The organism is Hephaestia caeni (assembly GCF_003550065.1).
GTDB lineage: Bacteria > Pseudomonadota > Alphaproteobacteria > Sphingomonadales > Sphingomonadaceae > Sphingomonas > Sphingomonas caeni_A.
This window is the reverse complement of sequence record NZ_QXDC01000002.1, coordinates 172,989-198,869: the sequence shown is the minus strand read 5'-3', so window position 1 is coordinate 198,869 and position 25,881 is coordinate 172,989. Positions and strand designations below refer to the sequence as shown.

28 protein-coding genes and 1 pseudogene are annotated in these 25,881 nt (G+C 65.6%); 16 read left to right on the top strand and 13 right to left on the bottom strand.

Annotated features, from left to right (window positions below):
• Position 1: 1 nt before the first annotated feature.
• Positions 2 to 1,468, top strand: coding sequence for an efflux transporter outer membrane subunit (locus DFR49_RS00900; RefSeq protein WP_119034178.1), 1,467 nt, complete (start codon positions 2 to 4; stop codon positions 1,466 to 1,468).
• A gap of 54 nt (positions 1,469 to 1,522) precedes the next feature.
• Here DFR49_RS00900 and alaS read toward each other — a convergent pair whose 3' ends face one another.
• The gene (gene alaS, locus DFR49_RS00895) at positions 1,523 to 4,189 is read right to left on the bottom strand and encodes an alanine--tRNA ligase (RefSeq protein ID WP_119034176.1); all 2,667 of its coding nucleotides are present in this window, start codon (positions 4,187 to 4,189) and stop codon (positions 1,523 to 1,525) included.
• Positions 4,190 to 4,288: 99 nt separating this feature from the next.
• On the opposite strand from alaS, the gene DFR49_RS00890 reads away from it, so the two are divergent.
• Positions 4,289 to 5,794, top strand: coding sequence for an ArnT family glycosyltransferase (locus DFR49_RS00890; RefSeq protein WP_119034174.1), 1,506 nt, complete (start codon positions 4,289 to 4,291; stop codon positions 5,792 to 5,794).
• Here DFR49_RS00890 and DFR49_RS00885 read toward each other — a convergent pair.
• From DFR49_RS00885 to ffh, 8 genes and pseudogenes are all read right to left on the bottom strand, one after another.
• Positions 5,791 to 7,047, bottom strand: coding sequence for a M24 family metallopeptidase (locus DFR49_RS00885; RefSeq protein ID WP_425454923.1), 1,257 nt, complete (start codon positions 7,045 to 7,047; stop codon positions 5,791 to 5,793). The two genes, DFR49_RS00890 and DFR49_RS00885, sit on opposite strands and share 4 nt — an antisense overlap.
• Positions 7,047 to 8,369, bottom strand: a complete 1,323-nt coding sequence (locus DFR49_RS00880; protein WP_119034172.1) for a dicarboxylate/amino acid:cation symporter — start codon at positions 8,367 to 8,369, stop codon at positions 7,047 to 7,049. Before DFR49_RS00880 ends, DFR49_RS00885 begins: the two co-directional genes overlap by 1 nt.
• 101 nt (positions 8,370 to 8,470) lie before the next feature.
• The gene (locus DFR49_RS00875; protein ID WP_170150886.1) at positions 8,471 to 9,106 is read right to left on the bottom strand and encodes a glutathione S-transferase family protein; all 636 of its coding nucleotides are present in this window, start codon (positions 9,104 to 9,106) and stop codon (positions 8,471 to 8,473) included.
• Positions 9,103 to 9,585 carry a hypothetical protein gene (locus DFR49_RS21805; protein WP_170150885.1) on the bottom strand — a complete coding sequence of 161 codons (483 nt, stop codon included), beginning with the start codon at positions 9,583 to 9,585 and terminating at the stop codon, positions 9,103 to 9,105. The genes DFR49_RS00875 and DFR49_RS21805 overlap by 4 nt, the downstream gene beginning before the upstream one ends.
• Positions 9,586 to 9,799: 214 nt before the next feature.
• Positions 9,800 to 10,876 carry a recombinase RecA gene (gene recA / locus DFR49_RS00870; RefSeq protein ID WP_119034170.1) on the bottom strand — a complete coding sequence of 359 codons (1,077 nt, stop codon included), beginning with the start codon at positions 10,874 to 10,876 and terminating at the stop codon, positions 9,800 to 9,802.
• Positions 10,877 to 11,189: 313 nt separating this feature from the next.
• Positions 11,190 to 11,702: a ribosome maturation factor RimM gene (gene rimM, locus DFR49_RS00865; RefSeq protein ID WP_119034169.1), complete on the bottom strand. Its 513-nt coding sequence runs from the start codon at positions 11,700 to 11,702 to the stop codon at positions 11,190 to 11,192.
• 194 nt (positions 11,703 to 11,896) lie between these two features.
• Positions 11,897 to 12,364, bottom strand: a pseudogene (gene rpsP, locus DFR49_RS00860) (30S ribosomal protein S16); the annotation flags it as partial.
• Positions 12,365 to 12,454: 90 nt separating this feature from the next.
• Entirely contained in the window at positions 12,455 to 13,942 is a 1,488-nt protein-coding gene (ffh, locus tag DFR49_RS00855; RefSeq protein ID WP_119034166.1) for a signal recognition particle protein, read from the bottom strand.
• A gap of 392 nt (positions 13,943 to 14,334) precedes the next feature.
• Here ffh and DFR49_RS00850 point away from each other — a divergent pair, with 392 nt between their 5' ends.
• A complete protein-coding gene (locus DFR49_RS00850; RefSeq protein ID WP_119034165.1) occupies positions 14,335 to 15,969 on the top strand; it encodes a putative bifunctional diguanylate cyclase/phosphodiesterase in 1,635 nt (544 codons plus the stop codon).
• Here the strand turns inward: DFR49_RS00850 and DFR49_RS00845 are convergent.
• Positions 15,944 to 16,522 (bottom strand): DUF924 family protein, encoded by a 579-nt coding sequence (locus tag DFR49_RS00845; RefSeq protein WP_211325783.1) that lies wholly within the window; start codon positions 16,520 to 16,522, stop codon positions 15,944 to 15,946. The two genes, DFR49_RS00850 and DFR49_RS00845, sit on opposite strands and share 26 nt — an antisense overlap.
• A 17-nt stretch (positions 16,523 to 16,539) precedes the next feature.
• Here DFR49_RS00845 and mtaB point away from each other — a divergent pair, with 17 nt between their 5' ends.
• The 3 genes from mtaB to DFR49_RS00830 all read left to right on the top strand — a co-directional run bounded on the left by mtaB (position 16,540) and on the right by DFR49_RS00830 (position 19,600).
• Complete coding sequence (gene mtaB / locus DFR49_RS00840) at positions 16,540 to 17,889, top strand: tRNA (N(6)-L-threonylcarbamoyladenosine(37)-C(2))-methylthiotransferase MtaB (RefSeq protein WP_119034164.1); 1,350 nt, start codon at positions 16,540 to 16,542, stop codon at positions 17,887 to 17,889.
• Entirely contained in the window at positions 17,886 to 18,821 is a 936-nt protein-coding gene (gene ftsY / locus DFR49_RS00835) for a signal recognition particle-docking protein FtsY (RefSeq protein WP_119034163.1), read from the top strand. Before mtaB ends, ftsY begins: the two co-directional genes overlap by 4 nt.
• Before the next feature lie 92 nt (positions 18,822 to 18,913).
• The gene (locus DFR49_RS00830; protein ID WP_245968181.1) at positions 18,914 to 19,600 is read left to right on the top strand and encodes an inner membrane-spanning protein YciB; all 687 of its coding nucleotides are present in this window, start codon (positions 18,914 to 18,916) and stop codon (positions 19,598 to 19,600) included.
• 108 nt (positions 19,601 to 19,708) lie between these two features.
• Here the strand turns inward: DFR49_RS00830 and DFR49_RS00825 are convergent, their stop codons facing one another.
• Together DFR49_RS00825 and pspF are read right to left on the bottom strand one after the other, a co-directional pair.
• Positions 19,709 to 20,314 (bottom strand): superoxide dismutase, encoded by a 606-nt coding sequence (locus tag DFR49_RS00825; RefSeq protein ID WP_119034161.1) that lies wholly within the window; start codon positions 20,312 to 20,314, stop codon positions 19,709 to 19,711.
• Between the two features lie 150 nt (positions 20,315 to 20,464).
• A complete protein-coding gene (pspF, locus tag DFR49_RS00820) occupies positions 20,465 to 21,511 on the bottom strand; it encodes a phage shock protein operon transcriptional activator (RefSeq protein ID WP_119034160.1) in 1,047 nt (348 codons plus the stop codon).
• A 172-nt stretch (positions 21,512 to 21,683) separates the two neighbouring features.
• Between pspF and DFR49_RS21800 the strand changes: the two genes are divergently transcribed.
• The 10 genes from DFR49_RS21800 (at position 21,684) to DFR49_RS00770 (ending at position 25,203) form a co-directional block, all read left to right on the top strand.
• Positions 21,684 to 21,833, top strand: a complete 150-nt coding sequence (locus DFR49_RS21800; protein WP_170150884.1) for a hypothetical protein — start codon at positions 21,684 to 21,686, stop codon at positions 21,831 to 21,833.
• A 68-nt stretch (positions 21,834 to 21,901) separates the two neighbouring features.
• Positions 21,902 to 22,570: a phage shock protein PspA gene (gene pspA, locus DFR49_RS00810; protein ID WP_119034158.1), complete on the top strand. Its 669-nt coding sequence runs from the start codon at positions 21,902 to 21,904 to the stop codon at positions 22,568 to 22,570.
• Between the two features lie 4 nt (positions 22,571 to 22,574).
• Positions 22,575 to 22,850: an envelope stress response membrane protein PspB gene (pspB, locus tag DFR49_RS00805; protein WP_119034157.1), complete on the top strand. Its 276-nt coding sequence runs from the start codon at positions 22,575 to 22,577 to the stop codon at positions 22,848 to 22,850.
• A gap of 1 nt (position 22,851) precedes the next feature.
• On the top strand, positions 22,852 to 23,232 hold the full coding sequence (gene pspC / locus DFR49_RS00800; RefSeq protein WP_119034156.1) for an envelope stress response membrane protein PspC: 381 nt from the start codon (positions 22,852 to 22,854) through the stop codon (positions 23,230 to 23,232).
• 35 nt (positions 23,233 to 23,267) lie between these two features.
• Positions 23,268 to 23,567, top strand: coding sequence for a hypothetical protein (locus DFR49_RS00795; protein ID WP_119035199.1), 300 nt, complete (start codon positions 23,268 to 23,270; stop codon positions 23,565 to 23,567).
• 32 nt (positions 23,568 to 23,599) lie between these two features.
• A complete protein-coding gene (locus DFR49_RS00790; protein WP_119035198.1) occupies positions 23,600 to 23,899 on the top strand; it encodes a hypothetical protein in 300 nt (99 codons plus the stop codon).
• 12 nt (positions 23,900 to 23,911) lie between these two features.
• A complete protein-coding gene (locus DFR49_RS00785) occupies positions 23,912 to 24,193 on the top strand; it encodes a hypothetical protein (protein ID WP_211325782.1) in 282 nt (93 codons plus the stop codon).
• Positions 24,194 to 24,223: 30 nt separating this feature from the next.
• Complete coding sequence (locus DFR49_RS00780) at positions 24,224 to 24,490, top strand: hypothetical protein (RefSeq protein ID WP_119034155.1); 267 nt, start codon at positions 24,224 to 24,226, stop codon at positions 24,488 to 24,490.
• Entirely contained in the window at positions 24,483 to 24,725 is a 243-nt protein-coding gene (locus DFR49_RS00775) for a hypothetical protein (protein WP_119034154.1), read from the top strand. Before DFR49_RS00780 ends, DFR49_RS00775 begins: the two co-directional genes overlap by 8 nt.
• A gap of 64 nt (positions 24,726 to 24,789) precedes the next feature.
• Positions 24,790 to 25,203 (top strand): SufE family protein, encoded by a 414-nt coding sequence (locus tag DFR49_RS00770; protein ID WP_119034153.1) that lies wholly within the window; start codon positions 24,790 to 24,792, stop codon positions 25,201 to 25,203.
• 37 nt (positions 25,204 to 25,240) lie between these two features.
• On the opposite strand, the gene DFR49_RS00765 is transcribed toward DFR49_RS00770, so the two are convergent.
• Positions 25,241 to 25,777 (bottom strand): J domain-containing protein, encoded by a 537-nt coding sequence (locus DFR49_RS00765; protein ID WP_119035196.1) that lies wholly within the window; start codon positions 25,775 to 25,777, stop codon positions 25,241 to 25,243.
• Positions 25,778 to 25,881: the final 104 nt, after the last annotated feature.

The window sequence follows — 25,881 nt, the reverse complement described above, 5'->3', positions numbered from 1 at the left end:
GATGACCCGCCCTTCGTTTCGCCCTCTCCTCACCGCGCTCGCCGCGGGCTCGATCCTCGCCGGCTGCGTCTCCGGCCCCGATTTCGAGCGCCCCGACGCGCCCTCGGCGACCGCCTATCGCTCGCCTTCCGATCCCGCCGGCACGCCGGCCCCCGGCCCCGTCGCCCAGACGGGCCAAGGCCCGGCGGTCCGCTGGTGGACCGCGTTCGGCTCGGCCGATCTCGACGCGCTGGTGGCGCGCGCGATCGCCAACAATTACAGCCTCGCCGCGAGCAACGCGACGCTGCGGGCCTCGATCGAGGAAGTGAACGCGGCGGCGGGCAAGCGGCTGCCGCAGGTTGATGCCAATGCCCGAATCGAGCGCCAGCAACCCAATCTCGCCGCGTTCGGTTTCGAATCCGATACCGGCAACCCCGAATTCAACCTCTATTCGGTGGGCGGCGGCGTATCGTACGATCTCGACCTGTTCGGCGGCAAGAAGCGTGCGGTCGAACAGGCCGCCGCGAAGGCCGAGGCGCAGCGCCGCCAGACCGAGGCGGCGCACCTCTCGATCGCCGGCCGCGTCGTCAACCAGGTGCTGACGATCGCGGCGATCCGCGACAGGATCGACACCGCCGATGCACTGCTCAAGGAAGACCAGCGCAACGTCGATCTCACCGAAAAACGCCGCAAGGCGGGCGAAGGCACATTGGTCGAAGTGCTCAACGCACAGAGCCAGTACGAGGCCGATCGCGGCGAAATTCCACAGCTTGGTCAAGAGCTTGCCGAGGCGCGTCACCTGCTCGCGATCCTGATCGGGGTGACGCCGGCCGAGCTGGGGCCGACCGAGTTCAACCTCGCCGATTTCACGCTTCCCGGCGACGTGCCCGTGACGTTGCCGTCCGAACTGGTGCACAAGCGCCCCGATATCCTTCAGGCCGAGGCCGAATTGCACGCTGCGACCGCGGCAATCGGCGTCGCGACCGCCAGGCTCTATCCCGACATCACGCTCGGCGCGACGGTGACCCAGGGTTCACCGAAGTTGGGCGACGTCTTCAGCAGCGCGTTTCGCGGGTTCGACATCTTCGCCGGGCTGACCGCACCGATCTTCCACGGCGGCACGCTGAACGCCGAGAAGCGCGCCGCGATCAGCGCGGCCGAGGCGGCACAGGCGCAATATCAGCAGACGGTCCTCGAGGCGTTCGGGCAAGTCGCGGATCTACTCCAGGCGCTCGACAGCGACGCCCGCTCGGTCGCCAACCAGCGCGAATCGATCGACGTCGCAGAGCGGTCGCTGCACCTCTCCCGCCGCAGCTTCGAGGTCGGCAATTCCGGCGTTCTCCAGATCCTCGAAAGTGAGCGGCTCTATCAGCGCGCACGCTCGGCGATGGTGGATGCGCAGGCACGCCAATATTTGAACGTTGCACGGCTCTATGTCGCGACGGCGGGCGGCTGGACCGGGCCGGCAGTGGAGGCGGCGGCGAAGTAGCGCAAACCGCCCATCGTTGGGCTCACCTTCGCCTGACCTTCCGCCGGGGGCGCATCACGCCGCCAGCGCGTTCTGCTCCAGCACCGCCCGCACCGCCGCGACCGCATCGTCCGCCCTGGCGCCATCGGGGCCGCCGCCTTGCGCCATATCAGGCCGCCCGCCGCCGCCCTTGCCGCCCAGCGCCGCCACCGCGCTCTGGACCAGTGCGACCGCATTTGCCGTCGCCACGACATCGTCGGTGACCCCAACCGCGACCGAAGCACGCCCGTCGTTGACCGCGACCAGCATCGCGACCCCAGACCCGACGCGGGCCTTCATCTCGTCGACCGCACCGCGCAGCCCCTTGGGGTCGAGCCCTTCGACCACCTGCGCCAGAAAACCCACGCCGCCGACCTGCTCGGGGCCGGCGGCCTGGCTCGCGCCGCCGCCGAGCGCGAGCGCCTTCTTCGCCTCGGCAAGCTCGCGCTCCAGCCGCTTGCGCTCCTCGACCAGCGCCGCGACACGCGCGGGCACCTCATCGGGCGCGGCTTTGAGAACCGCCGCGGTCTCGCGCAATTTCTCGTCGCGCGCCTCGAACCAGCGCCGCGCGGCGTCCCCGGTCAACGCTTCGATCCGGCGGACGCCCGACGACACCGCGCCTTCGTTCACCACCTTGAACAGGCCGATATCGCCCGTCGAGGCGACATGCGTGCCGCCGCACAATTCGAGGCTGTAGATCGGTGCGTTATCGCCGCCGGTGCGCCCCATCGAAACGACGCGCACCTCATCGCCATATTTCTCGCCGAACAGCGCCATCGCGCCTTCGGCGATCGCCTCGTCGGGGGTCATCAGCCGCGTCTCAACGGCGTCGTTCTGGCGGATATAGGCGTTGACGTCGCTTTCGATCTCAGCCAGCGCCGCCGCCTCGACCGCGGTGGGCTGCGAAAAATCGAACCGCAGCCGATCGGGCGCGACGAGACTGCCCTTCTGCGCGACATGGGTGCCCAGATGGGCACGCAGCGCCGCATGAAGCAGGTGCGTCGCCGAATGGTTGGCGCGGATCGCGGCGCGGCGGATGGGATCGACCTCCATCCGTATCGGATCACCAACCCCGACGGCGCCCGCCTCGATCGTCGCGCGATGCGCCCAGACCCGGCCTAGATACTTCTTCGTATCGGTAACAACGGCTCGCAATCCGTCGTCGTTACTAAAGATGCCAGCGTCACCCACCTGGCCGCCGCTTTCGCCGTAAAAGGGCGTCTGGTTGGTGACGATATCGACCGTGTCGCCCACGGCAGCGCGATCAACGCGCGCGCCGTCTCTGACGATCGCGATGATCTCACCCTCACCCTGTTCGGACGTATAACCGACGAATTCGGTGCCGCCCTTTTCCTCGACGAGATCGAACCACAACTCGTCCGATGCCTTGTCGCCGGATCCCTTCCATGCCGCCCGCGCCGCGCGACGCTGCTCGGCCATCGCCGCCTCGAAACCTTCGCGATCGACCTGAAACGAATGCGCACGCAACGCATCCTCGGTCAGATCGTAGGGAAAGCCATAGGTATCGTAGAGTTTGAACGCGGTTTCGCCGGGCAACGTCTCGCCGGGTTTCATCCCGGCCGTCGCTTCGTCGAGCAGCTTCAACCCCTTGTCGAGCGTCTGGCGGAAGCGCGTTTCCTCCTGTTGCAGCGTCGCCTCGATCAGCGGCTGGGCGCGGATCAATTCGGGATAGGCCACCCCCATTTCGGCGACCAGCGCCGGCACCAGCCGGTACATCAACGGCTCCTTGGCGCCCAGAAGATGGGCATGGCGCATCGCGCGGCGCATGATGCGACGGAGCACATAACCCCGGCCCTCGTTCGCCGGCAGCACGCCGTCCGCCACCAGGAAGCCCGAGCAACGCAGGTGATCGGCGATCACGCGGTGGCTCGCCTGGTTTGCGCCGGCGGTCGCGGTGTGGGTGAGCGCACCCGATTCGGCGATCAGCGCCTTGAACGTGTCGGTATCGTAATTGTCGTGCACGCCCTGCATCACCGCGGCGACACGCTCGAGCCCCATGCCGGTATCGATCGAGGGCTTGGGCAAATTGCCGGTGATCTCGCCCGCTTCCTGCTCGTACTGCATGAAGACGAGGTTCCAGATCTCGACAAAGCGATCGCCATCCTCGTCCGGGCTTCCGGGAGGGCCGCCGGGAATATGGTCGCCATGATCGTAGAAGACTTCCGAGCACGGACCGCACGGCCCATCCTCGCCCATCGCCCAGAAATTATCCTTGGTCGCGATGCGGATGATGCGACTTTCGGGGAGTCCCGAAATCTTCTTCCAGAGATCGAACGCCTCGTCGTCGGTGTGATAGACGGTCGCGGTCAACTTTTCGGCGGGCAGGCCCCATTCCTTGGTCAGCAGCGTCCACGCGTGGGTGATCGCCTGATCCTTGAAATAATCGCCGAACGAGAAATTCCCCATCATCTCGAAGAAGGTGTGGTGGCGCGCGGTATAGCCGACATTGTCGAGATCGTTGTGCTTGCCGCCCGCGCGCACGCATTTCTGCGCCGAGGTAGCGGTCGAATAACGACGCGTCTCAAGCCCGGTGAAGACGTTCTTGAACGGCACCATGCCGGCATTGACGAACATCAGGGTCGGATCGTTCTGCGGCACGAGCGGCGCAGACGGCACCTTGGTGTGGCCAGTGCCTGCGAAATAATCGAGGAACGAGCGGCGGATGTCGTTGGTAGAGGTCATGATGTGCGATCTAGGCGGAGTGACGCACGCGAGCAAGGCGACACAAAGCCGGCGATGCGCATTAAGCGAGGCTTAGCCAAACCGCGCTAGACGACGGGCATGGCAATCGCCCGCCCCTTCCCATTCCACGACACCATGCCCGTCTCGCGTCGCTCACTTCGCGTCCCGCGCGACGGGCTGATTCTGCTGGGTTTCGTCGGCCTGATCCTTGCCATCAATCCGCGTGGTTTCATCGGTGGTGGCACCGACGACTGGCAATATCTGGAGGCGGCACGATGTTGGGTGGCGCACGGGCCGTGCGTGCCGACGCAGCACTGGGCGACGCGCTGGCCGCTGATCGCGCCGCTTTCGATCGCGATCGGCCTGCTCGGCGAGTCGCGGCTGATCGTCGGGCTGGTGCCGCTTGTGTACAGTCTCGCCGCGGTGGCTCTTATCCGCCACCTCGCGCTGAGGCTGTTCGGCACCGCCGCGAGCCTGATCGCCGGAATTGCGTTCCTCGCGACGCCGATGGTCGGGTTATCGCTGCTGCACCCCAATATCGACATCGTCGAATTGACCTTCCTTCTTGCCGCACTCGCCGCCTCGATTGCCGCAAGCGATCACCGATCGAGATCCGCCGCCTTGTTCGCAGGCGTGATGCTGGCGCTGGCCGTGCAAAGCCGCGAGACGGGGTTTGCCTATATCATTGTCGCCGGCGCCGCCTTTCTGTGCGCCGATCGCGAAACCCGGCGGATATTATTCTGGGCCGTGCCAGGCTTCGTCGCGCCGATAGCGGTCGAGATGGCGGCGTTCACCGCGATGTTCGGCGATCCGCTGGCGCGCTATGCGATCGCCCTGCACCATACCGCAGTGCCGTCGACAGCGCTTGCCGCCGGCGTCGATGTGAGCCGGGGGCCGTTGCTCAATCCCGCGGTCATTGCCGGTTGGCGCCCCGTGAGCGGCATCGACGTGCACTGGACGATCAACCCGGTGATCAATCTGCTCGCCCACGCGATGATCGGGCCGACGCTGATGGCGGCGGCGGTGCTGATCATCGCACGGCGCCGCGCTGTGCCGCGACCACACGCGCTCGCGGCGACCCGGCTGCTGATCGCGGCCCTCGGAGCGAGCGCGATCCTGATCTACGTGCTCGCGATCGACCCGCTGCCGCGGATGTTCCTCCCGCTCGCGGCGGCGGCGGCGCTGGCGATCGGCGCGCTCTCGCCGCGATCGCTTGCGATGCGCGCCGATGCCGCCGTGCTTGTGGCGCTAGCAGTCTTGCTCGTGATCGCCCTGGCCACCATCGCGCGCCAGCCGACGATGCTGCGCGCCGACACACCCGCCGCCCGCATCGTCGCCGCGCATACCGGCGCGATCGCGATCGACACCACTAGCCGCCGCGCGCTCGCCCTTGTATCGGGCGTCCGCGCGCTCCCGGGCATCGATACACCGACGCGGTGGCGGCTCGCCGTCGCACAGCATGGCTGCGAGGGACGGCAGACCGAACGGATTATGGAGGTGTATCCGCTCAGCGGGCCGTGGTTCGCCCCTACGGCCCGCTATCGCGGCCCCGCTCGATCCGCGCCGATGTTCGCGCTCTGCCTGTTCGAGCGCGGCGTAGCTTAACCCACCGGGCGGTCGATCGAGGCCGGCGGCTGTGAGAACCAGCGTGGCCCCGCCTCGGTCATGTGGAAACAATCTTCCAGCCGCACCCCGAACTTGCCGGGGATATAGATGCCTGGTTCATCCGAAAAGCACATGCCCGGGGCGAGCTTCGTCGTCTCCCCGCGGACGAGGTTGACCGGCTCGTGCCCGTCGAGGCCGATGCCGTGACCGGTGCGGTGCGATAGCCCCGGCAACTTGTAACCGGGGCCGTAGTCGAGACTTTCGTAATACCGACGCACCGCATCGTCGACGCTGCCCGCGGGGGCACCGATCTGCGCTGCTTCGAACGCAATCTGCTGGCCGCGACGGACCCGATCCCACACAATGCGCTGTTCGCTGTTCGCGCCACCGCCATGAACCCAGGTGCGCGACACATCCGACTGGTAACCGTGGACGGTGCAGCCGCAATCCATCAGCACGATCCGGCCCGCATCGACCGTCTGCGGCTGTTTCGAGCCGTGCGGATAGGCGGCCGATTCGCCGATCAGGCACATCGAAAATTCGGGGCTGCCGCCGAGCTTCTTCGTCGCGGCGCTCATCAGCGCGGAGACGTCCTGCTGGCGCATCCCCTTTTCGATGCGGGGATGGAGCCAGCGATAGGCGGCGATCGTCACGTCGGTCGCGATCTGCATCAGCGCCAATTCGGCCGGCGTCTTGATCATCCGGCATCCACGCACGACCGGATTGGCGGAGACCAGTCGCGCCTCGGGTAGCACCTTGCGCAATCCGTCGAACGCGAAGAAGCGCACGCTCTCCTCGATCGCGATTGGTTGGGTGGCAAGTTTGCGATCGTACAGGAAACCCGCGACGATCGCGAGCGGATCCTCATCCTCCTGCCATACGCGTATGTCGGCCGGTACGGCGAGCGTTTCGTGGACGGACGGCTCTTCGAAGAACGGCGTGACGATGCACGGCTTGCCTTCGACCGGGAGTACGACGGCGGTCAGCCGCTCGCTGCGCCACCATTCCACGCCGGTGAAATAGATCATCGACGATCCCGGCTCGATCACCACTGCGCCAATGTTGTTGGCCTTCATGAGCGCCTGTGCGCGGGACAGACGACGCGCGCGTTCGTCCGCGTCGATCGGGCGCGCGGCGCCGGTGATCGATCGTAGTTCGGAGAGGTCCGGCTCGGCGGCGCGGAGTATGCCCGCGCGCGCGATGAGCGGCATCGCCGCGGCGCCGGCAATCACGGTTCGACGCGATACACGCATCATGCGCCCTCCTCCACCATGCCTTGCCGATCGGTCTGGGGCTCGCCCGCCGAAACGATCGTGGCCAGCACCAGATCGCCGATGACGTTGAGCGTCGTGCGGCACATATCGAGGAAGCGGTCGACACCGAGGACGAGGCCGATGCCCGCCGGCGGTACCCCGACCATGCCCAGGATGAGCGCGACCACCGGCAGCGATCCCGCCGGCACGCCCGCCGTGCCGATACCGCCGAGGATGCACACGAGCATCACCATGAACTGCTGCGCCAGCGTCAATTCGACGCCGAAGAACTGGGCGAGGAAGAGGACGGTGACACCCTCGAACATCGCAGTGCCGTTCTGGTTCGCGGTCGCCCCGATGGTGAGGACGAAGCGCGCCACCTTGCGGGGCAGCTTCAGCTCGGTATCCGCGACCCGCAGCGAGGTGGGCAGCGTCGCGTTCGACGACGCGGTCGAGAACGCCATCACCGATGCTTCCTGCGTATCGCGGAAGAAAGCGATCGGCGACCGCCGGGCAAGCACGATGAGCAACAACGGGAAGACGATGAACATCTGCACGCCGAGCGCCGCCAGCACCACGCCGACAAATGCGGACAGGCGCACGAGCAGATCCCAGCCGAACAGCGCGGCGAGGTTGAACATGAAACAGAACACCGCCAGCGGCGCGAGGCGGATGACGATGTTGATGAGCCGCATCGCGACCTCGAACACGCCCTCGATCGCGCGCTTGAGCGTCTGCACTTCGGGCCGATCCTGCGTCAGCACGATACCGATGCCGAAAAACAGGGCGAAGAACATGACCGCGAGGATATCGTTCCCCGCCATCGCGCCGACGACGTTCGAGGGCACGATCGCCAGCACCGCCTCGATCCCCGAGGGCGTCTCGCCGGTGCGGGCGAGAATGGCGTGCGCGCCGGGGCCGGCATCGGCCAGCATCGCCTGTGCAAGCACGGGATCGACGCCATAGCCGGGGCGCAGCAGATTGACGAGCACGATGCTCACCACCACCGCGATCGTCGAGACGACGACGGTGAGGCCTAGCGTGCGCAGGCCGACGCGGCGGAGCGAGCGGATCTCCCCCATCTCGGCGATCCCGACGACCAGCGCCGAAAACAGCAGCGGGATCACCAACATGAACAGCAGGCGCAGGAACACCTGACCGATCGGGCCGGTGACATAAGAGGTGATCACCTCCACCCACGGCGCGTCGGCCGCGCCGACATGCACCGCGAGCCCGGCGAGAAGACCGATCACGAACCCGATCAGCATCTGATATTGCAGCGAAAGCCCACGCCGTTCGGTTGCCGATTCGGCAGCGTCCATGCTCTCTCCCTTCGCTATTGTGGCCGGGCTTCCCGCTTCCGGCCCGATGACATTTCACGTACGTTTATTGCGCGAGCGCTCCCCTAGCAGGCACACCCCCATTACGCATAGGCATAGTGTCCCCCGGCGGCGAGCGCGGCCTGGTAGGCGGGCCGTGCATGGATCGTCTCCAGCCAGCGGATGGTCGCCGGGCGACGCGCATCGAGCCCGGCGCGGTGGCGCGCGACTTCGAGCGGGAAGCTCATCATGATGTCGGCGGCGGTCATGGCATCGCCCGCGAACCACGGGTGCGACGCCAGCTCGGCTTCGACATAATCGAGATGAACGTCGATCATCGGCTGGAAGCGTTTTTGCGCCGTTTTGCCGAACATGGGCACACGGCCGAGCACGAGCTTGACGAGCAGCGGCGGCATCAGCGAGCCTTCGGCGTAATGGAGGAAGTGGCGGTAGCGCAGCGCCGATTCGTGGTGCGCGGGCGCGCCGAGGCGGCCGTCGCCTTTCTCGACGAGATATTCGAGGATCGCTCCCGTCTCCGCGACGACGCGGTCGTCCGCATCGCTATCGACGATCACCGGCGCCTTGCCGAGCGGGTGGACACGGGCGAGCGCCGGCGGAGCGAGCATCGTCTTCGGATCGCGTTCGTAGCGGCGGACCTCATAAGGCAGACCGAGTTCCTCGAGCAACCACAGCACCCGCTGCGAGCGCGAATTTTCGAGATGATGGACGATGATCGTCACTGGCCGCGAACCGTGTTGATCGCCAACAGGATTACGCCGCTCAGAATGCCGACGAGCCCCGCTTGAAACATCATCAATTGGTTTTGAAGCAAACCGATGTTGATTGTATCGCGCGAAGGGATGAACGTCCCCCCGATAAAATTGGAATCCGAATGGATAGCTGTGTCGTATCCCCATGCAGCATACACTATCAGCACAGCGGATATTACAAGGACGATCCAGCCTGTCGTCACCATCGACGACGATCCAGATGCCATTGAAGGTTGCTCATCTCGGCCTGCGATGACGTTATGCATTCGCTGGAAGGCCGCTGCACGCTTCTCCTCAGCCATTTCGTCAAAATCCGGCTGATCCAGCACCGCCCGAATCGCGATTTTGTCATTTTCCGTATATTCGCGCTTCGGTGACCTGCCTTCGACAAGAGTTTGTTCGATCGATGCGCGATCCATGCCCCAGATACTTGGTGGTTGCTCGTTCATATCATCCCCCCATTTTTCACGATCGTGCGTCAACATAAGAGGTTAATCAAGAATATCGGGAGCGGCGAGATCGCGTGATCGCTTCCCTTTCAAAGTCGACCAAGTCGACGGTCCCACGGGATAACGCCTTGGCCCCGAAACGTCGAAAGGCCCGCCAAAGGCGGGCCTTTCCATGCGTGCGACGCGAATACGTCGCGATACGAATCAAGTTGGCTCAGCGATCGTCATCCTCGGCATCGGGGCCGGTCATCATCTCTTCGGCGACCTTGTCGGTGTGCCCACGGATCGCCTTTTCGAGCCGATCGGCCATTTCCGGGTTTTCCTTGAGAAAGACCTTGGCGTTCTCGCGGCCCTGGCCGATGCGGACGCTGTCGTAGCTGAACCACGATCCCGATTTCTCGACCAGTCCGGCCTTGACGCCGAGATCGAGAACTTCGCCGATCTTGGAGATACCCTCGCCATACATGATGTCGAATTCGACCTGCTTGAACGGCGGGGCGACCTTGTTCTTGACGACCTTCACCCGCGTCGAATTGCCGACGATATCGTCGCGATCCTTGATCTGGCCGGTGCGGCGGATGTCGAGACGGACGGAAGCGTAGAATTTGAGCGCGTTGCCGCCGGTGGTCGTCTCGGGATTGCCGTACATCACGCCGATCTTCATGCGGAGTTGGTTGATGAAGATCACCATGCAGCGCGAGCGGCTGATCGAGCCGGTGAGCTTGCGCAGCGACTGCGACATGAGGCGGGCCTGAAGGCCGACATGGCTGTCGCCCATCTCGCCTTCGATTTCCGCGCGCGGCACCAGCGCCGCAACCGAATCGACCACAAGCACGTCGATCGCGTTCGAGCGCACCAGCGTATCGACGATCTCGAGCGCCTGTTCACCGGTATCGGGCTGCGACACGATCAGTTCGTCGATATCGACGCCCAGCTTCCTGGCGTAGACCGGATCGAGCGCGTGTTCGGCATCGACGAACGCGGCGGTGCCGCCGTTCTTCTGCGCCTCGGCGATGACGTGGAGCGCGAGCGTCGTCTTGCCCGAACTTTCAGGGCCGTAGATCTCGATCACGCGGCCGCGCGGCAAACCGCCGACGCCCAAAGCGATGTCGAGCCCGAGGCTGCCGGTCGAGATCGATTCGACCTGCATCGTCTCCTTCGAGCCGAGCTTCATCGCCGAGCCCTTGCCGAACGCGCGGTCGATCTGCGCCAACGCGGCGTCGAGCGCCTTCTGCCTGTCCGAATTCGCTGTTGCCATGCCGGTGTCGATGACCTTCAAGTTCGCTGCCATTGGAAAGGCTCCCGTCGCTAGAGCAATCGCGTGATGCGTTCAATGTGAAGCATTGTGTATCGCGTTTGTTCTCTAAGAACAAGAGCGGAACGAAAGTTTTTGCCGGGATCAGTTCGGGCGACGATTTTCCTGGCTTTCACGCGAATATGACGCGCGCGCGGCGGGATGGAGGAAAGCGTTCTCCCCCTTGTGGGGTCGAAAGAAGAACCACCCTTCGACAAGCTCAGGGCGAACGGGTCGGGGAATCTATAAAACCGGGATGTCTACGCGCGCGGCACGTTGGCCCCCGGAACAAGCCTGGGGTGACGGGCGATTATTCGAGGAAAGCGGCGGGGACGATCGCGGTGGCGCCGATGTCGGCGACCGTGACGGGGACGAGCACGCGACGGCCGGTGGCATCCTCGACCTCGATCAGATCGCCGGCGCCGAAATTCTCGACCGCGACGATCCTGCCGGCGGGCACGCCCGCATCGGTGACGACGGGCAGGCCAACCAGATCGGCATGATAATATTCGCCCTCGCCGAGCGGCGGGAGCGACGCGCGCGGGACGGTGAGCGCGGTGCCGCGCAGTCCTTCGGCGGCGGTGCGATCGGTAATCTCGGCGAAGCGCCCGATCGCCCCCTTGGGGCCGACCCGCACCGATGTGAGCGTCAGCGCGCCATTGTTGAACGCGCGATAGGGGGTGAGATCGTCCGTGAAGAGCTTCAGCCGGACCTCGCCCGTCACGCCGTGCGCGCCGATGACGGCGGCCAGCGTGACGGGGCGATCTTCGCTCCCGCCTGCGGGAGGAGTCGGGGACGGCGGTGTCGATTGCTGCGAAGGCATTGCAACACGCCCTCCCCTACCCCCTCCCGCAGGCGGGAGGGGAATTGAGATCAGGCCTCGGCGGGCTTTTCTTCGGCCGCGGCTTCGGCGGCCGGAGCCTCCTCGGCAGCGGGCGCCTCGACGGCCGGAGTCTCTTCGGCCACCGCCTCGGCGACCTGCTCGGCCTCGGGCGTGGGCTCTGCGGTCGCGGCTTCGACCTCGGCGGCGACGACGGCTTCGGCCTCGGCGGCTTCGGCTTCGACGGCCGCTTCGGCCTCAGAGGCGGGCGCCTCTTCGACCGCTGGCGCGGGGGCCGCCTTGGCCTCGGCTTCGGCTTCCTGCTGCGCCTTCAGCTTCTCGGCCCGCTCCTCGGCGCGCTCCTTGGCCTTCTCGCCGGGCTCGGCCTTCTTGGGGTTGTTGCGCGCGGCGCGCTCACGCACGCCCGCCGCGTCGAGAAAGCGCGCGACGCGATCGGTCGGCTGCGCACCGACGCTGAGCCAATGATTGGCGCGATCGGTGTCGAGCTGGACGCGCTTCTCGTCGTCCTTGGCGAGAAGCGGGTTGTAATTTCCGATCCGCTCGATGAAGCGGCCGTCGCGCGGGCTGCGCGCGTCGGCGACGACGATGCGATAATAGGGACGCTTCTTGGAGCCGCCGCGCGACAGACGAATGCTGAGTGCCATTGTGTACCTTCTTCCTTCTTTTATTCGTCACCCCAGCGGAGGCCGGGGTCTATCTCTGGTTGTGATGTCGGTCTTGAAAGGCTGGTTGCCTCATTTCTTCTTCATGAAATTCTGAAAGCCGGGCGGGACGTTCGGCATGTTCTTCGGGCCATTGGGCAGGCCCGGAAGGCCCGCGTCCATACCCTTCATCATATCGCCCAGTTCGGGGCCGCCGAGCTGATTGCCCACGCCCCCCATGCCGCCTTTTCCCATCATCCCGAGCAGCCCCTTGAGGCCGCCCATCTTGCGGATCTTCTTCATCGCGTTGGACATTTCGAGGTGCATCTTGAGGAGCTTGTTGACCTCCTGCACCGTCGTGCCCGATCCCTTGGCGATACGGATCTTGCGCTTGGCGTTGATCAGCGCGGGTTTTGCACGCTCCTTGACCGTCATCGAGCCGATCATCGCGTCCATGTGGACGAGGATCTTCTCGTCGACCGCGCCCGAGGCCATCGCGGCCTGCGCCTTCTTCATGCCGGGGATCATGCCCGCGAGCGCGCCGAGACCGCCCATCCGGCGCATCTGCGCCAATTGCCCGCGCAGGTCGTTCATGTCGAACTGGCCCTTGGCGAGCTTGGCCGCCATCCGCTCGGCATCTTCGGCCTGGATCGATTCCGCGGCCTTCTCGACAAGGCTGACGACGTCGCCCATGCCGAGGATGCGCCCGGCGATGCGCTGCGGGTGGAACGCCTCCAGCGCGTCCAGTTTCTCGCCGGTGCCGGCGAATTTGATCGGCTTGCCAGTGACGGCGCGCATCGAGAGCGCGGCACCGCCGCGCGCGTCGCCGTCGAGCCGGGTGAGGACGACGCCGGTGAGCGGCACCTGATCCGAGAAGCTCTGCGCGACGTTGACGGCGTCCTGGCCGGTCAGCGAATCGACGATGAGAAGGATTTCGGCGGGATTGGAGACGTCGGCGATCGCCTTCATCTCGTCCATCAGCGCCTGATCAACGTGGAGGCGGCCGGCGGTGTCGAGGATCAGGACGTCATAGCCCTGGAGCTTCGCCGCCTGCATCGCCCGGCTGGCGATCTCGACCGGGCGCTGGCCCGCAACAATCGGAAGCGTCGCGACCTCGGTCTGCGTGCCCAGCGTCGCAAGCTGTTCCTGCGCGGCGGGGCGGTTGACGTCGAGCGACGCCATCAAGACCTTCTTGCGGTCCTTTTCCTTGAGGCGTTTCGCGATCTTGGCAGCGGTGGTCGTCTTGCCCGAGCCTTGCAGCCCGACCATCATCACGACCGCCGGCGGGGTAACGTCGAGCAGCAGATCGGACTGATCCGACCCGAGCATCTCGGTGAGTGCGTCGGAGACGATTTTGACGACCTGCTGCCCCGGCGTGACCGAGCGCAGCACGTTGTGGCCGATCGCCTTTTCGGTGACCTGATCGACGAAATCGCGGGCGACCGGGAGCGCAACATCCGCTTCGAGCAAGGCGACGCGCACTTCGCGCATCGCGGCGCGCACGTCCGCCTCGGTCAGCGCGCCACGGCCGCGCAACCGATCGAAAACACCGCCAAGCCTGTCGCTCAAGCTATCGAACATACCAACTCCAATCCGTTCCGCGAGAACACGAAGGCCGCCAACGCAAAACACGCCGGCGGACGAAACCTCGTCGGCCGGCGTCGCCCACATGGGACGGGTGCCTTCGCTCCTCGATGGAACGTTCGGCGCGCCCGATAGCGCAAAGCCACCCTGTGCGCAACCGGCCGATCGCCTTAGCGCCCGTTTCGAAATGCGCCTTTCGGCGCATGGCGGCACCGGCCCACTCCCCCACCCGGCCACCCATAGGATAATCGCATTGGGTGACCGGGTGGGGGAGCGGGCCGGTGCCGCTTCGGAAATCGCCCTTCCGCGATTTCCCAAACAGCTCTTAACGCCTTCTACACGCCTGATGTGGGACAAGCGCGGCCGGTTCGACAGGGGGACGTCGAAATATGGCGATCGAGACGATGGAGATCGGGGCGCTGCCGCACCGGCGTGGCCGCGACATCGTGACGCCGACCGTCACCATCGCCGCCATCCTGCTGTTTTTGGCGGTGGGCGGCGCCGCTTTGTCACGGATCGTGGCGGCCTATGCGCACGACGGCGCCCCGCCCGAGCGTGCGCTGACGGTCGCACTGATCCTCAACGTCGCGCTGATCCTGTTCGGCTGGCGCCGCCACACGGCGCTGGCGCACGAGCTTGGCGCGCGGACCGCCGCCGAAGAACGCGCGCACGCGCTGGCGGCGAGCGACCCGCTGACGGGTTTTCTCAACCGACGCTCACTGACCGAACAGGGGGCGATGCTGTTCGCGCAGGCGCAGCGACGCCAGAAGGCGCTGGCGCTGCTGCTGCTCGACCTCGATCATTTCAAGACGATCAACGACATGCACGGCCACGCGGCGGGCGACGCGCTGCTCAAATGCGTCGCCGCCAAGATCGGCGACCTACTGCCCTCCGGTGCGCTGGCCGCACGCTTCGGCGGCGACGAATTCGCCTGCGCGATGCTGTTCGACCCCGATCATCCCGACACCGTCGAGCGGATGGCCGAGCGGATGGTGTCGCGGCTCGCCGAGCCGATCGCGATCGACGGCGTGCATTTCCACGTCAGTGCGTCGCTCGGCGTCGCGCGATCCGATTTCGATTGCGCCTCGATCGACGGCCTGCTGCGCAGCGCCGACATCGCGATGTACGCCGCCAAGAAAGCCGGCCGGAACCGTTATGCCTGGTTCGACGCCTCGATGGAGCGCGAACTGCACGCGCGAAACGAACTGGAGACCGGTTTGCGCGCTGCGATCCCGCGCCAGGAGATCGTCCCCTATTTCGAACAGCAGATCGATCTCGCGACCGGGCGGCTCCACGGCTTCGAAGTGCTCGCGCGCTGGGAGCATCCGCACCGCGGGCTGATCGCGCCCGAACAGTTCATCCCGATCGCCGAGGAAACCGGGATGATCGCCGATCTGTCGCTGTCGGTGACGCGGCAGGCCCTGCTCGCCGCGCGCGACTGGGATTCGTCGCTGAGTCTCTCGATCAACATTTCGCCGTGGCAGCTTCGCGATCCCTGGCTTGCGCAGAAGATCATCAAATTGCTCACCGAGACGGGCTATCCGGCCGCGCGGCTCGAAGTCGAGATCACCGAAAGCGCGCTGTTCGAGAATCTGGCGCTCGCGCAGTCGATCGTCGGCAGCCTCAAGAACCAGGGCATCAGCCTTGCGCTCGACGATTTCGGCACCGGCTACAGCTCGCTGGCGCATCTGCGCGCGCTGCCGTTCGACCGCATCAAGATCGACCGCAGCTTCGTCACCTCGATCAACGACAATGCCGAGAGCGCCGCGATCGTCGGCGCGATCGCGCGGCTGGGCGAAAGCCTCAACCTGCCGATCACCGCCGAGGGCATCGAGGACAAGGCGATCGCCGAGCGCGTGCTCGCGCTGGGCTGCGCACGCGGCCAGGGCTGGCTCTACGGCCGGCCGCTCAACCGCACCAATGTGCGCAAGCTGCTCGCCGAGCGCCGTCTGATCGCGTCCGCGGCGGCAACCGCGCAAGGGGCCGACAGCCCCGCCGTCACCAGCCGGCGTCAGGCCGGTTGAGATAGGTCTCCTCCTCGGGCGTCGAGACGCGCCCGAGCGCGGCGTTGCGCGAGGGGAAGCGGCCGAAGCGGGCGATGACGTCGGCATGGTCCTTCGCGAAACCGAAGATGAAATCATCGTCGAGCGTCGCGAAATAATGCAGGCTGCGCTGCTGCACCGCGCGATCCTCGGCGTGCATCATCGGCATGTAGACGAACTGGCGCTCGGTCACCGTCATGCCCACATCCCAGCCGCGCGTGATCGCGTGTTTGGTCAGCGATAGAGCGAGCGGATCGGCGGCGAACGCCTGCGCCTGCCCGCGATGGATGTTGCGCGAGAACTGATCGATCACGATGACGGCCGCGAGCAAGGTGCGCGGATCGTCGCGCCAGCCCCTGGCATCGGCGCGGATCAGCGTTTCGAGAAGCACACCGAAACGCGCCTTGATCACGGCGTCGAGTGCGGCATCTTTGGCGAAACGCTTGTCGGCGGGAACCTCGTCGAGCCAGAAGGCGAGCACCGCCTCCGCCAATCCGTGGACTTCGCCCGGCTGTATCCCTAGATCGTCCGCCATGAAGGCCCTTCCCTGCCATGCCTGAGCCCGAGATCATCACGCTGGGCTGTCGGCTGAACATCGCGGAAAGCGAGACGATCCGCCAGCTTCTTGGCGACGACGACGTGATCGTCGTCAATTCGTGCGCGGTGACCAACGCCGCCGTCAAGCAGACGCGCGCCGCGATCCGGCAGGCGCACCGCCGCCGGCCGGGGGCACGGATCGCGGTGACGGGGTGCGCGGCGCAAATCGATCCGGCGAGCTTCGCGGCGATGCCCGAGGTGACCCGCGTGATCGGGAATGCCGAGAAGCTCACGTATTCAGCTTGGAAGGCTGCCGCACCGGTCGTCGTCGGCGACATCATGCGCGTGCGCGAGACCGCGCCGCATCTTGCCGCGCGCTTTGCCGACCAGACCCGCGCCTTCGTCGAGGTGCAGAATGGGTGCGACCATCGCTGCACCTTCTGCGCGATTCCCTTCGGCCGCGGCAACAGCCGATCGGTGCCCGCCGGCGCGGTGATCGACGGAATCGCGGCGCTGGTCGACGCGGGGCACCGCGAGGTGGTGCTGACCGGTGTGGATTTGACGAGCTACGGCCCCGATCTGCCGGGCGCGCCGAGCCTCGGCCAACTCGTCGAGCGCATTCTCCGGCATGTGCCGAGGCTCGACCGGCTGCGGCTGTCGTCGCTCGATTCGATCGAGATCGACGACCGGCTGTTCGCGCTGATGACCCAGGAGCGGCGGATCATGCCGCACCTCCACCTGTCGTTGCAGGCGGGCGACGACATGATCCTCAAGCGCATGAAACGACGCCACAGCCGCGCGCAATCGGTGGCGATCGTCGAGCGATTGAAGGCGGCGCGGCCCGACATCGCGATCGGCGCAGACCTGATCGCGGGCTTCCCGACCGAAACCGAGGCGATGGCCGCCAACAGCCGCGCGCTGATCGACGATTGCGACATCGTTCACGCGCATATCTTCCCCTATTCGGAGCGCGCGGGTACGCCCGCCGCGCGGATGCCGCAGGTGGCGCCCGAGGTGCGCAAGGCCCGCGCGGCGGCGCTGCGCGCGGCGGCCGGGGAACGGCGGGCGCGGTGGCTGGCGGGGTTGGTCGGCAGCGCGCAGGAGGTGCTGGTCGAACGGCCGGGGAATCGCGGCCATGCGGGGAATTTCGCCGAGGTGCGGCTGGACGGCGCATGTGCAGTGGGGACCATTCAGCGGGTGGTGATTGTTGGAGCCGCCGACGACATGCTTCTCGGCCGGCGGGCATGTGAAATGTCCCGTCACCCCGGACTTGTTCCGGGGTCCAACTCTCCACCGGCGTCATCGCCCGTTGAAGCTTGGATGCCGGAACACGTCCGGCATGACGATGAAATGGAAACCGAATGAGCACCAAAGCATCGTGGCATGACAAGCTGCTCGGCGGCTTCAGGCGCACGTCCGACCGATTGGTGGGCAATCTCGCCGGACTGGGGCTTGCGCGGTTCGATGAGGCGACGCTCGACGAGATCGAGGAGGCGCTGATCGCGTCCGATCTCGGCCCCGAGACCGCGGCGCGCATCCGCGGGCGGCTCGCCGAGGGCAGTTACGAACGCGACATGGAGGAACTGGGCATCCGGCTGGTGGTAGCCGAGGAGGTCGAGAAGGCGCTCGCCAGGGTAGCGACGCCGCTCGAGATCGAGGCGTTCCCGCGGCCGCAGGTGATCCTCGTCATCGGCGTCAACGGATCGGGCAAGACGACGACGATCGCCAAGCTCGCACATCTCCTGACCGAACAGGACTATTCGGTGATGCTCGTCGCGGGCGACACCTTTCGCGCCGCCGCGATCGGGCAGTTGAAGGTGTGGGCCGAACGGATCGGCGTACCGATCGTCTCCGGCGAACAGGGCGGCGACGCGGCCGGGCTCGTCTACGAAGGCGTCAAGCGCGGTACTGCCGAGGGCACCGACGTGCTGATCGTCGACACCGCCGGGCGGCTCCAGAACAAGCGCGAATTGATGGACGAACTCGCCAAGGTGCGCCGCGTGCTCGGACGGTTGAACCCGGCCGCACCGCACGACGTGGTGCTCGTGCTCGACGCGACCACCGGGCAGAATGCGCTGAGCCAGATCGAGGTGTTCAAGGAAAGCGCGGGCGTGACCGGGCTGGTGATGACCAAGCTCGACGGCACCGCGCGCGGCGGCGTGCTGGTGGCGGCTGCCGAGAAGTTCGGGCTGCCGATCCACGCGATCGGCGTAGGCGAGACAATCGAGGATTTCCGACCGTTCGACGCGCACGAGGTGGCCCGGATCATCGCCGGGGTCGAGGGTGTCAGGAAATGAGGTAGCGCTCCCGCGAAAGCGGGAGCCCAGAATCAGAGGCGCTGCGTTTGCGACTCTGGCCCCCCGCTGTCGCAGGGGAACAAGGATGTGGAATGACTGAACGAGCTGAACAAGACGATTCCCCGGGCATCCGTATGGCGGTGGATTACGCGCCGCTGGTGGTGTTCTTCGCGGTCAATTTCCTGGTGCCGGCCGGCGTCGCGATGCGGATCGTCGCGGGGGCAACGCCGTTCCTCGAGGGGGTCGACAAGCTCGGCGCGGTGGTGATCGCGCGCGTCATTCTCGCGACCGCTTCGTTCGTGCTGGCGACGATCGCGGCACTGATCGTCTCGAAGATCAAGCTCGGGCGGATTTCGCCGATGCTGTGGATTTCGGGCGTGCTCGTGCTCGTGTTCGGCGGGCTCACGATCTATTTCCACGATCCCAAGTTCATCCAGGTCAAGCCGACCATTCTCTACGCGATGTTCGCCGGTATCCTGGGGTTCGGGCTGGTGACCGGGCGGCCGCTGCTCGAAGCGCTGCTTGGATCGGCCTATCCAGGGCTCAACGCGCTCGGCTGGCGCAAGCTGACGCGCAATTGGGCGTTGTTCTTCGTGGCGATGGCGTTGCTCAACGAACTCGTCTGGCGATCGACGAGCTGGGATTTCTGGGTCGGCTTCAAATTGTGGGGCGCGCTGCCCCTGACCTTTGCGTTCGCGCTCGCCAACGTGCCGATGCTGATGCGCCACGGGCTGACGGTGGCGGAAAAGGCAGTGACGGATTTGCCGCCGGAGGGGTGACGAAAAAGGCCCCGGTCGCCCGGAGCCCTTTCCATTCCACCGTCACTCCAGCAAAGGCTGGAGTCTCTCGCGGAGAAAGATGCCCGCCTTCGCCGGCATGATCGGCTATCAGGCGAGCGCGGCGGCGTAATTCTTCGACGCCTGATCCCAGTTCACGACATCCCACCACGCCTTGAGATAGGCGCCGCGATCGTTGCGGTAGGTGAGGTAATAAGCGTGTTCCCACACGTCGTTGCCGAGGATCGGCGTGCCCTTGTCGGCAACCGCATCCATCAACGGGTTATCCTGATTGGGGGTCGAGGTGATCTTGAGCTTGCCGGCCTTGTCGGCGATCAGCCACGCCCAGCCCGAACCGAACTGGCCCGCGCCCTTGGCGTTGAATTCTTCCTTGAGCTTGTCGAGCCCGCCGAACTCGGCGATCGCATCGGCGAGTTTGCCCGCGGGGCTGCCACCGTTCGCGGCCATGATCTTCCAGAAGAAATCATGGTTCCAATAGCCGCCGCCATTGTTGCGGACCTTGGCCGACACCTTGGACGCCTGGCCGAGAATTTCCTCGATCGACTTGCCCTCAAGCCCGCCTTCGGTGACGCCGGCATTGAGATTATTCGTATAGGCCGCGTGATGCTTGTCGTGGTGGAGCTTCATCGTCTCCTCGTTGATCGTCGGCGCGAGCGCGCCGTAATCGTACGGCAGCGGCGGCAATTCGAAAGCCATTGCTTTTCTCCTGGTTATGATCGGGGGTGTCGCTGTGGGCAACGCCGGGGCACCAAAATGGGTCCGCGAAGGTCGTTACGCAACCGGCCCCCTGGGCTTTCTTTTGGAAGCTGATTCGAAATTCGGCCCCGGCCCGAACGGATCAAACACTCAATTCGCGCCGCCGAGCAGATCGTGGCGGCGCAGCGCGTGACGAAGCTGATCGTAGGTCAGCCCCAGCGCCTCGGCGGTCGCACGCTGGTTGAAGCGGTTTTCGCTCAGCGCGCGCTTGAGCAACTGATGTTCGAAGCGCGACACACGCGATTTGAAATCCGACGGACCTTCCTCGCACGCGGTGACGGGGTCGTCCTCCCCGCCCTGGTCATGCTCGACGGCAGCGGCGGCGGGCGGCGCGGCGCGATCCGCCTCGCCGCGCGTGGCCGGCCGATAGGGCGACTTGAACGGATCGAACTCGATTCCGTCGATCGGGCCTTCGCGTTCCCAGCGGTAGACCGCGCGCTCGATCACGTTGCGCAGTTCGCGGACATTGCCGGGCCAGCCATATTCGATCAGCGCGTCGGTCGCCTCGGCGCCGAACCCCGGCCAGTCTGCCCAGCCGATCTCGGAAGCCATGCGGCGCCCGAAATGATCGGCGAGCACCATCACGTCGCCCTTGCGCGCGCGCAAGGGCGGCAGCGTGACGACCTCGAACGACAGCCGATCGAGCAAGTCCGCGCGGAAGCTGTGCGCCGCGACTTTGGCAGGCAGATGCTCGTTGGTCGCTGCGACGATGCGCACGTCGACATTGATCGGCCGCGACGAGCCGATCCGGGTGATCTCGCCATATTCGACCGCGCGCAGCAGCCGATCCTGTGCGGCCATCGACAGCGTCCCCAATTCGTCGAGGAACAGCGTGCCGCCGTGCGCCTCTTCGAAGCGGCCCGCACGCGCCTTGGTGGCGCCGGTGAAGGCCCCCGCCTCATGCCCGAACAATTCGGCCTCGATCAGCGTTTCGGGAAGTGCGGCGCAATTCATGATCACCAGCGGCTGATCCCAGCGCGGCGACAGCCGGTGGAGGCGTTCGGCGACGAGTTCCTTGCCGGTACCGCGCTCGCCGATCACCAGCACCGGCCGATCGAGTGCGGCGGCGCGACTGGCGCGTTCGAGCGCGTCGAGAAAGGCCCCTGATTGGCCGATGACCTGGGTGGTTCGTTCCATCGCCAAGCATTGGCGTATTCCACCAAGGGTTGGCAAGATGGAAAGTGTATGGTGTGAATAAAACAGGGCTGGAATGCGCGATTTTTTCGCTCAACCGGCATTTGGCACGGCTTCTGCAAAGTACAGGGCAACGCCATCACGGCGGCCCAATCAGAGGTTCAGGAGAATCGCCATGTTCAAGTTTGACACCATCGCCCGCACCGTCGCCACGGTCGCCTGCACCCTCGTCTTCAGCACCGCTTGCGTGCTGGGCGCGGTGGCCCCGGCCCACGTGACGACGGCAGCGTCTTCCGATAGCGTCGTCGTCAGCCCCCTCGCTTGACCCGACGCGCCGGGGCGGGCCTTCCCTTGCCCCGCCCCGGCACCCCGTTCACCTAGGAGCACCACCACATGGGTATCTTTTCGCGGACCCGAGACATCATCGCCGCCAACTTCACCGATCTGCTCGACAAGGCCGAGGACCCGGCCAAGATGATCCGCATGATCATCCTCGAGATGGAGGAAACGCTGGTCGAGGTCCGCGCGTCCGCCGCGCGCACCATCGCCGACCAGAAGGAGATGCGCCGCCATATCGCGAAGCTCGACAAGCTCCAGGAGAACTGGACCGAGAAGGCCGAGCTGGCATTGTCGAAGGATCGCGAGGATCTCGCCAAGGCCGCGCTGATCGAGCGCCAGAAGGCCGCCGACATGGGCGAGCAGCTCCAATCCGAGATCACCGTGCTCGACGACGCGCTGCGCGCGTCGGAGGAAGACATCGCCAAGCTGCAAACCAAGCTGCGCGAAGCACGCAACCGGCAGAATTCGATTCAGACCCGGCTGGAGAGCGCCACCAACCGCGTGCGGATGCGCGAGATCTATGCCGGCCCCAAGACGCAGGATGCCTTCTCACGCTTCGACGTGCTCGAACGCCGCGTCGATATGGCCGAAGGCCGCGCCGATGCGTTGTCGCTGGGCGCGCCGCAGAAAACACTCGACGAGGAGATCGCCGAACTGCGCTCGAGCGAGAAGGTCGAGGCCGATCTCGCGGCGCTGAAGGCCAAGATGAACAAGGAGGATTGAGCCGATGGCTGATCTTTTGATGTGGATGGGCATCCTCGGCATCGTCGTGGGACTGCCCTGGCTCCTCCTCCACTACATCACCAAGTGGAAGCAGGCGCCGTCATTGACCGGCGAGGACGAGAAGCTGCTCGACGATCTGCACTACACCGCCCGCCGGCTTGAGGATCGGCTTGCGACGATCGAACGAATCATCGCCGCCGACCATCCCGACTGGAAACCGCTCGATCCGCCCGCGCAGGAGCGCCGGCTCGAAGACTATGACGTCATGAGGAGGAACTGAGATGTCAGACCGCCGCACCCAATTCTATCTCGACAAGCATAACGGCAAATGGCTGGGCGTGTGCGCGGGGATCGCGGATTATACCGGGCTCGACGTGACGCTGGTGCGGGTCGGCATGGTGCTGCTGACGCTCGCGACGAGCGGATGGGCCTTTCTCGGTTACATCGCCGCCGCCTGGTTCGCCCCCAAGAAGCCGATCGAGCATTATTACACCTCGCCCGAGGACACCAAATTCTGGCAGGGCGTGCGAACCAATCCGCGCCGCTCGACCGCCGAGGTGCGCTCCAAGTTTCGCGACATCGACCGCCGGCTCGCCGACATCGAACTGATGTACACCAGCCGCAACACGCGCCTTGCCGACGAGATCGAACAGCTTCGCTGAACCGCCCGGCACATAGGGGAGACAAGATAATGGATATGGGTTGGATGGTGCCGGTGGGGGTCGTGGCCGCAATCAGCGCCTCGCATGCCTTTCGCACCTGGGTTCGCGCCAAGCACGGCTACCCACTGGAGGACGAGAACCGCAAGCGCGGCCGATCGTATCGCGGCGAGAGCCCCGATGCCGAGCGCAAGATCGAACTGCTGTCGAGCGAGAACGAGCGCCTGACCGGGCAGATCGGCCGGCTCGAGGAACGGCTGCGGGTGCTCGAGCGGATCGCCACCGATCCGGCCGAACGAACCGCCCGCGAGATCGACTCGCTGCGCGACGCGAACTGAAGGATCACGCGATGGACATTGCCGACATCATCATGCGTCTCGGGCCGCTCATCCTCATGATCATGGGGATTGCGATCGGCGGCTGGGTACTCACCACCTGGATGCGGATCAAGAACGGCTATCCGCTCGACGGCGCGTGGGGCCAGGCGGTCTATCCCAGGACAAGCAACGAGACGATCGAACGCGTCAAACTGCTGAGCCAGGAGAACGCGCAACTGCGTGCCGAGCTTGGCTCGATGAAGGACCGGCTCGCGACCGTCGAACGCATCGTCACCGACAGCGGCCACCTGCTCGATCAGGAGATCGAGCGGCTGCGCGGCCCCGCGAACTGAGGAGAAGGCCCAATGGACAGCAACATGATCGCCTTCTTCGCGATCGTCGTCGGCATCCCCGTCGTGCTCGGCATCGGGAGCGACATGTTCAAGCGCTGGCTGAAACTCAAGGAGCGCCAGATGGAAATCCAGGGCGTGCAAACCGCCGAAAAGGCAGCGCAATATGCGGCGCATACCGAGCGGCTCGAACAGCGGGTGCGCGTGCTCGAACGGATCATCACCGACCGCGGCATCGCGGTTGCCGACGAGATCGACAAGCTGCGCGACGACCGACCGGTCGACCCGCTGAACTGAACGCGGAAAAGATAGCAGGGAGAACCTGACATGAATGGTCCAGAAATGGTTGTGATGATCGTGATGATCGTGGTCATCGGACGGATCATCCAACTGCGATACACCGCCGGAAACACCGCCCGGTCCAGCGAAGATGGGCGGGAATCCGACCGGCTTCGCGAGGAAGTCCGCGCGCTCAAGGAGCGGATTCAGACCCTCGAACGACTCGCCACCGATGACAATTCGAGCACACGCCTCGACCGTGAGATCGAAGCATTGCGCGACCGTAACAACGAAAGGACGCGTCATGATGACTGACAGCATTCTTTACATGACCCTGGCCTCCGCCGGCCTCGCGGCGATCGCGATGCTGGCCTATACCGGGCTGACCGGCTGGCGCGGCTGGCTCCAGCTCAAGCACGAGGAACTCGCTGCCCGGCACGAGGCCGAAGGCGACCGGACCTTGCCCAACGCGAGCGCGCGCATCGAGATCGCGGATCTCAAGGAACGCATCCGCAAGCTCGAAGCGATCGCGGCTGGGGTGGATTTGTGATCCACGCATCGTGCCGGGGATGACGGGATTGTGAAAGCGGCTCGAAGCGCCTAGCTCGCGCGGCATGAGCCATCTCACCGAACTGCAAGACGAATATGAGTTCCTCGACGGCGACGACCGCTATCGCCTGCTGATCGATCTGGGCCGAACGCTGGCGCCGATGCCCGAACCGCTCAAGACCGACGCGACGCTGGTGCGGGGGTGTTCGGCGTCGGTGTGGGTCTATCCCACCGTCCGCGACGACGGCGCGCTGCATTTCATGGCCGACAGCAACGCCGCGATCACCAAGGGAATCATCGCGCTGGTGCTGCTGACGGTGCAGGACCAGGCACCCGCCGATATCCTCGCGACCGATATCGAGGGAGCGCTGGCGCCATTCGACCTCAGGAACCAGCTCAGTTCGAACCGAACGCAGGGGATTCCCAACATGATCGCGCTGATCCGCGCGACCGCCGGGCGGTACGTTTCGGCGGGTTAGGAACCGTCCGCTCCTGCTTTCGCAGGAGCATTGCACCTCAATCGGGGCGCCATTCGCGGTTTTCCTCGGCGATGCGCAGCACGTCGTAGGCTGCCTGCACCGCCTGGAAGCGCGCCGCCGCCTCGGCATCGTTCGGGTTGGTATCGGGATGGTTCGCCTTGGCGAGACGGCGATAGGCAGTGCGAACCTCGGCGAAGTCCGCGTCGGGTTCCAGCTCGAGTACCGCCAGCGCGCGCATCTCATCGCGCGACCGGCTGCCGTCGCCGGGCCCGCCCCAGCCATAATGTTTGGCTTCCGCGAAGCCGCTGGCGTCGCGCTGTTCCTCAGCCTCGCGCGCCTTGGCTTCCTCCTCGCTCAGGCCTTCGAAATAATTCCAGTTACGGTTGTATTCGGCGGCATGCTGCTCGCAGAAATACCAGCGATCTTTGCTGTTGGGCGATTTGGGCGCCGGCCGGTCGCCCGGTTCCTCGCAGCCGTGCCGATCACACAGGCGCACGCGCACGGCCTCACGCTCGGAGCCGTAGCCCCGCCAGCGGGGAAAGCCCCAGTCGGTCGAGCGTCGCGCGGTGGACATCGTTGCCGACATAAGCCGCCAACCGGGAAGCGCAAGCAAGGATCAAACCATAGGCGCAAGCGTGCGAGTGAATCGCACGCCGTCGGTCCTCGCTGATGCGAGGC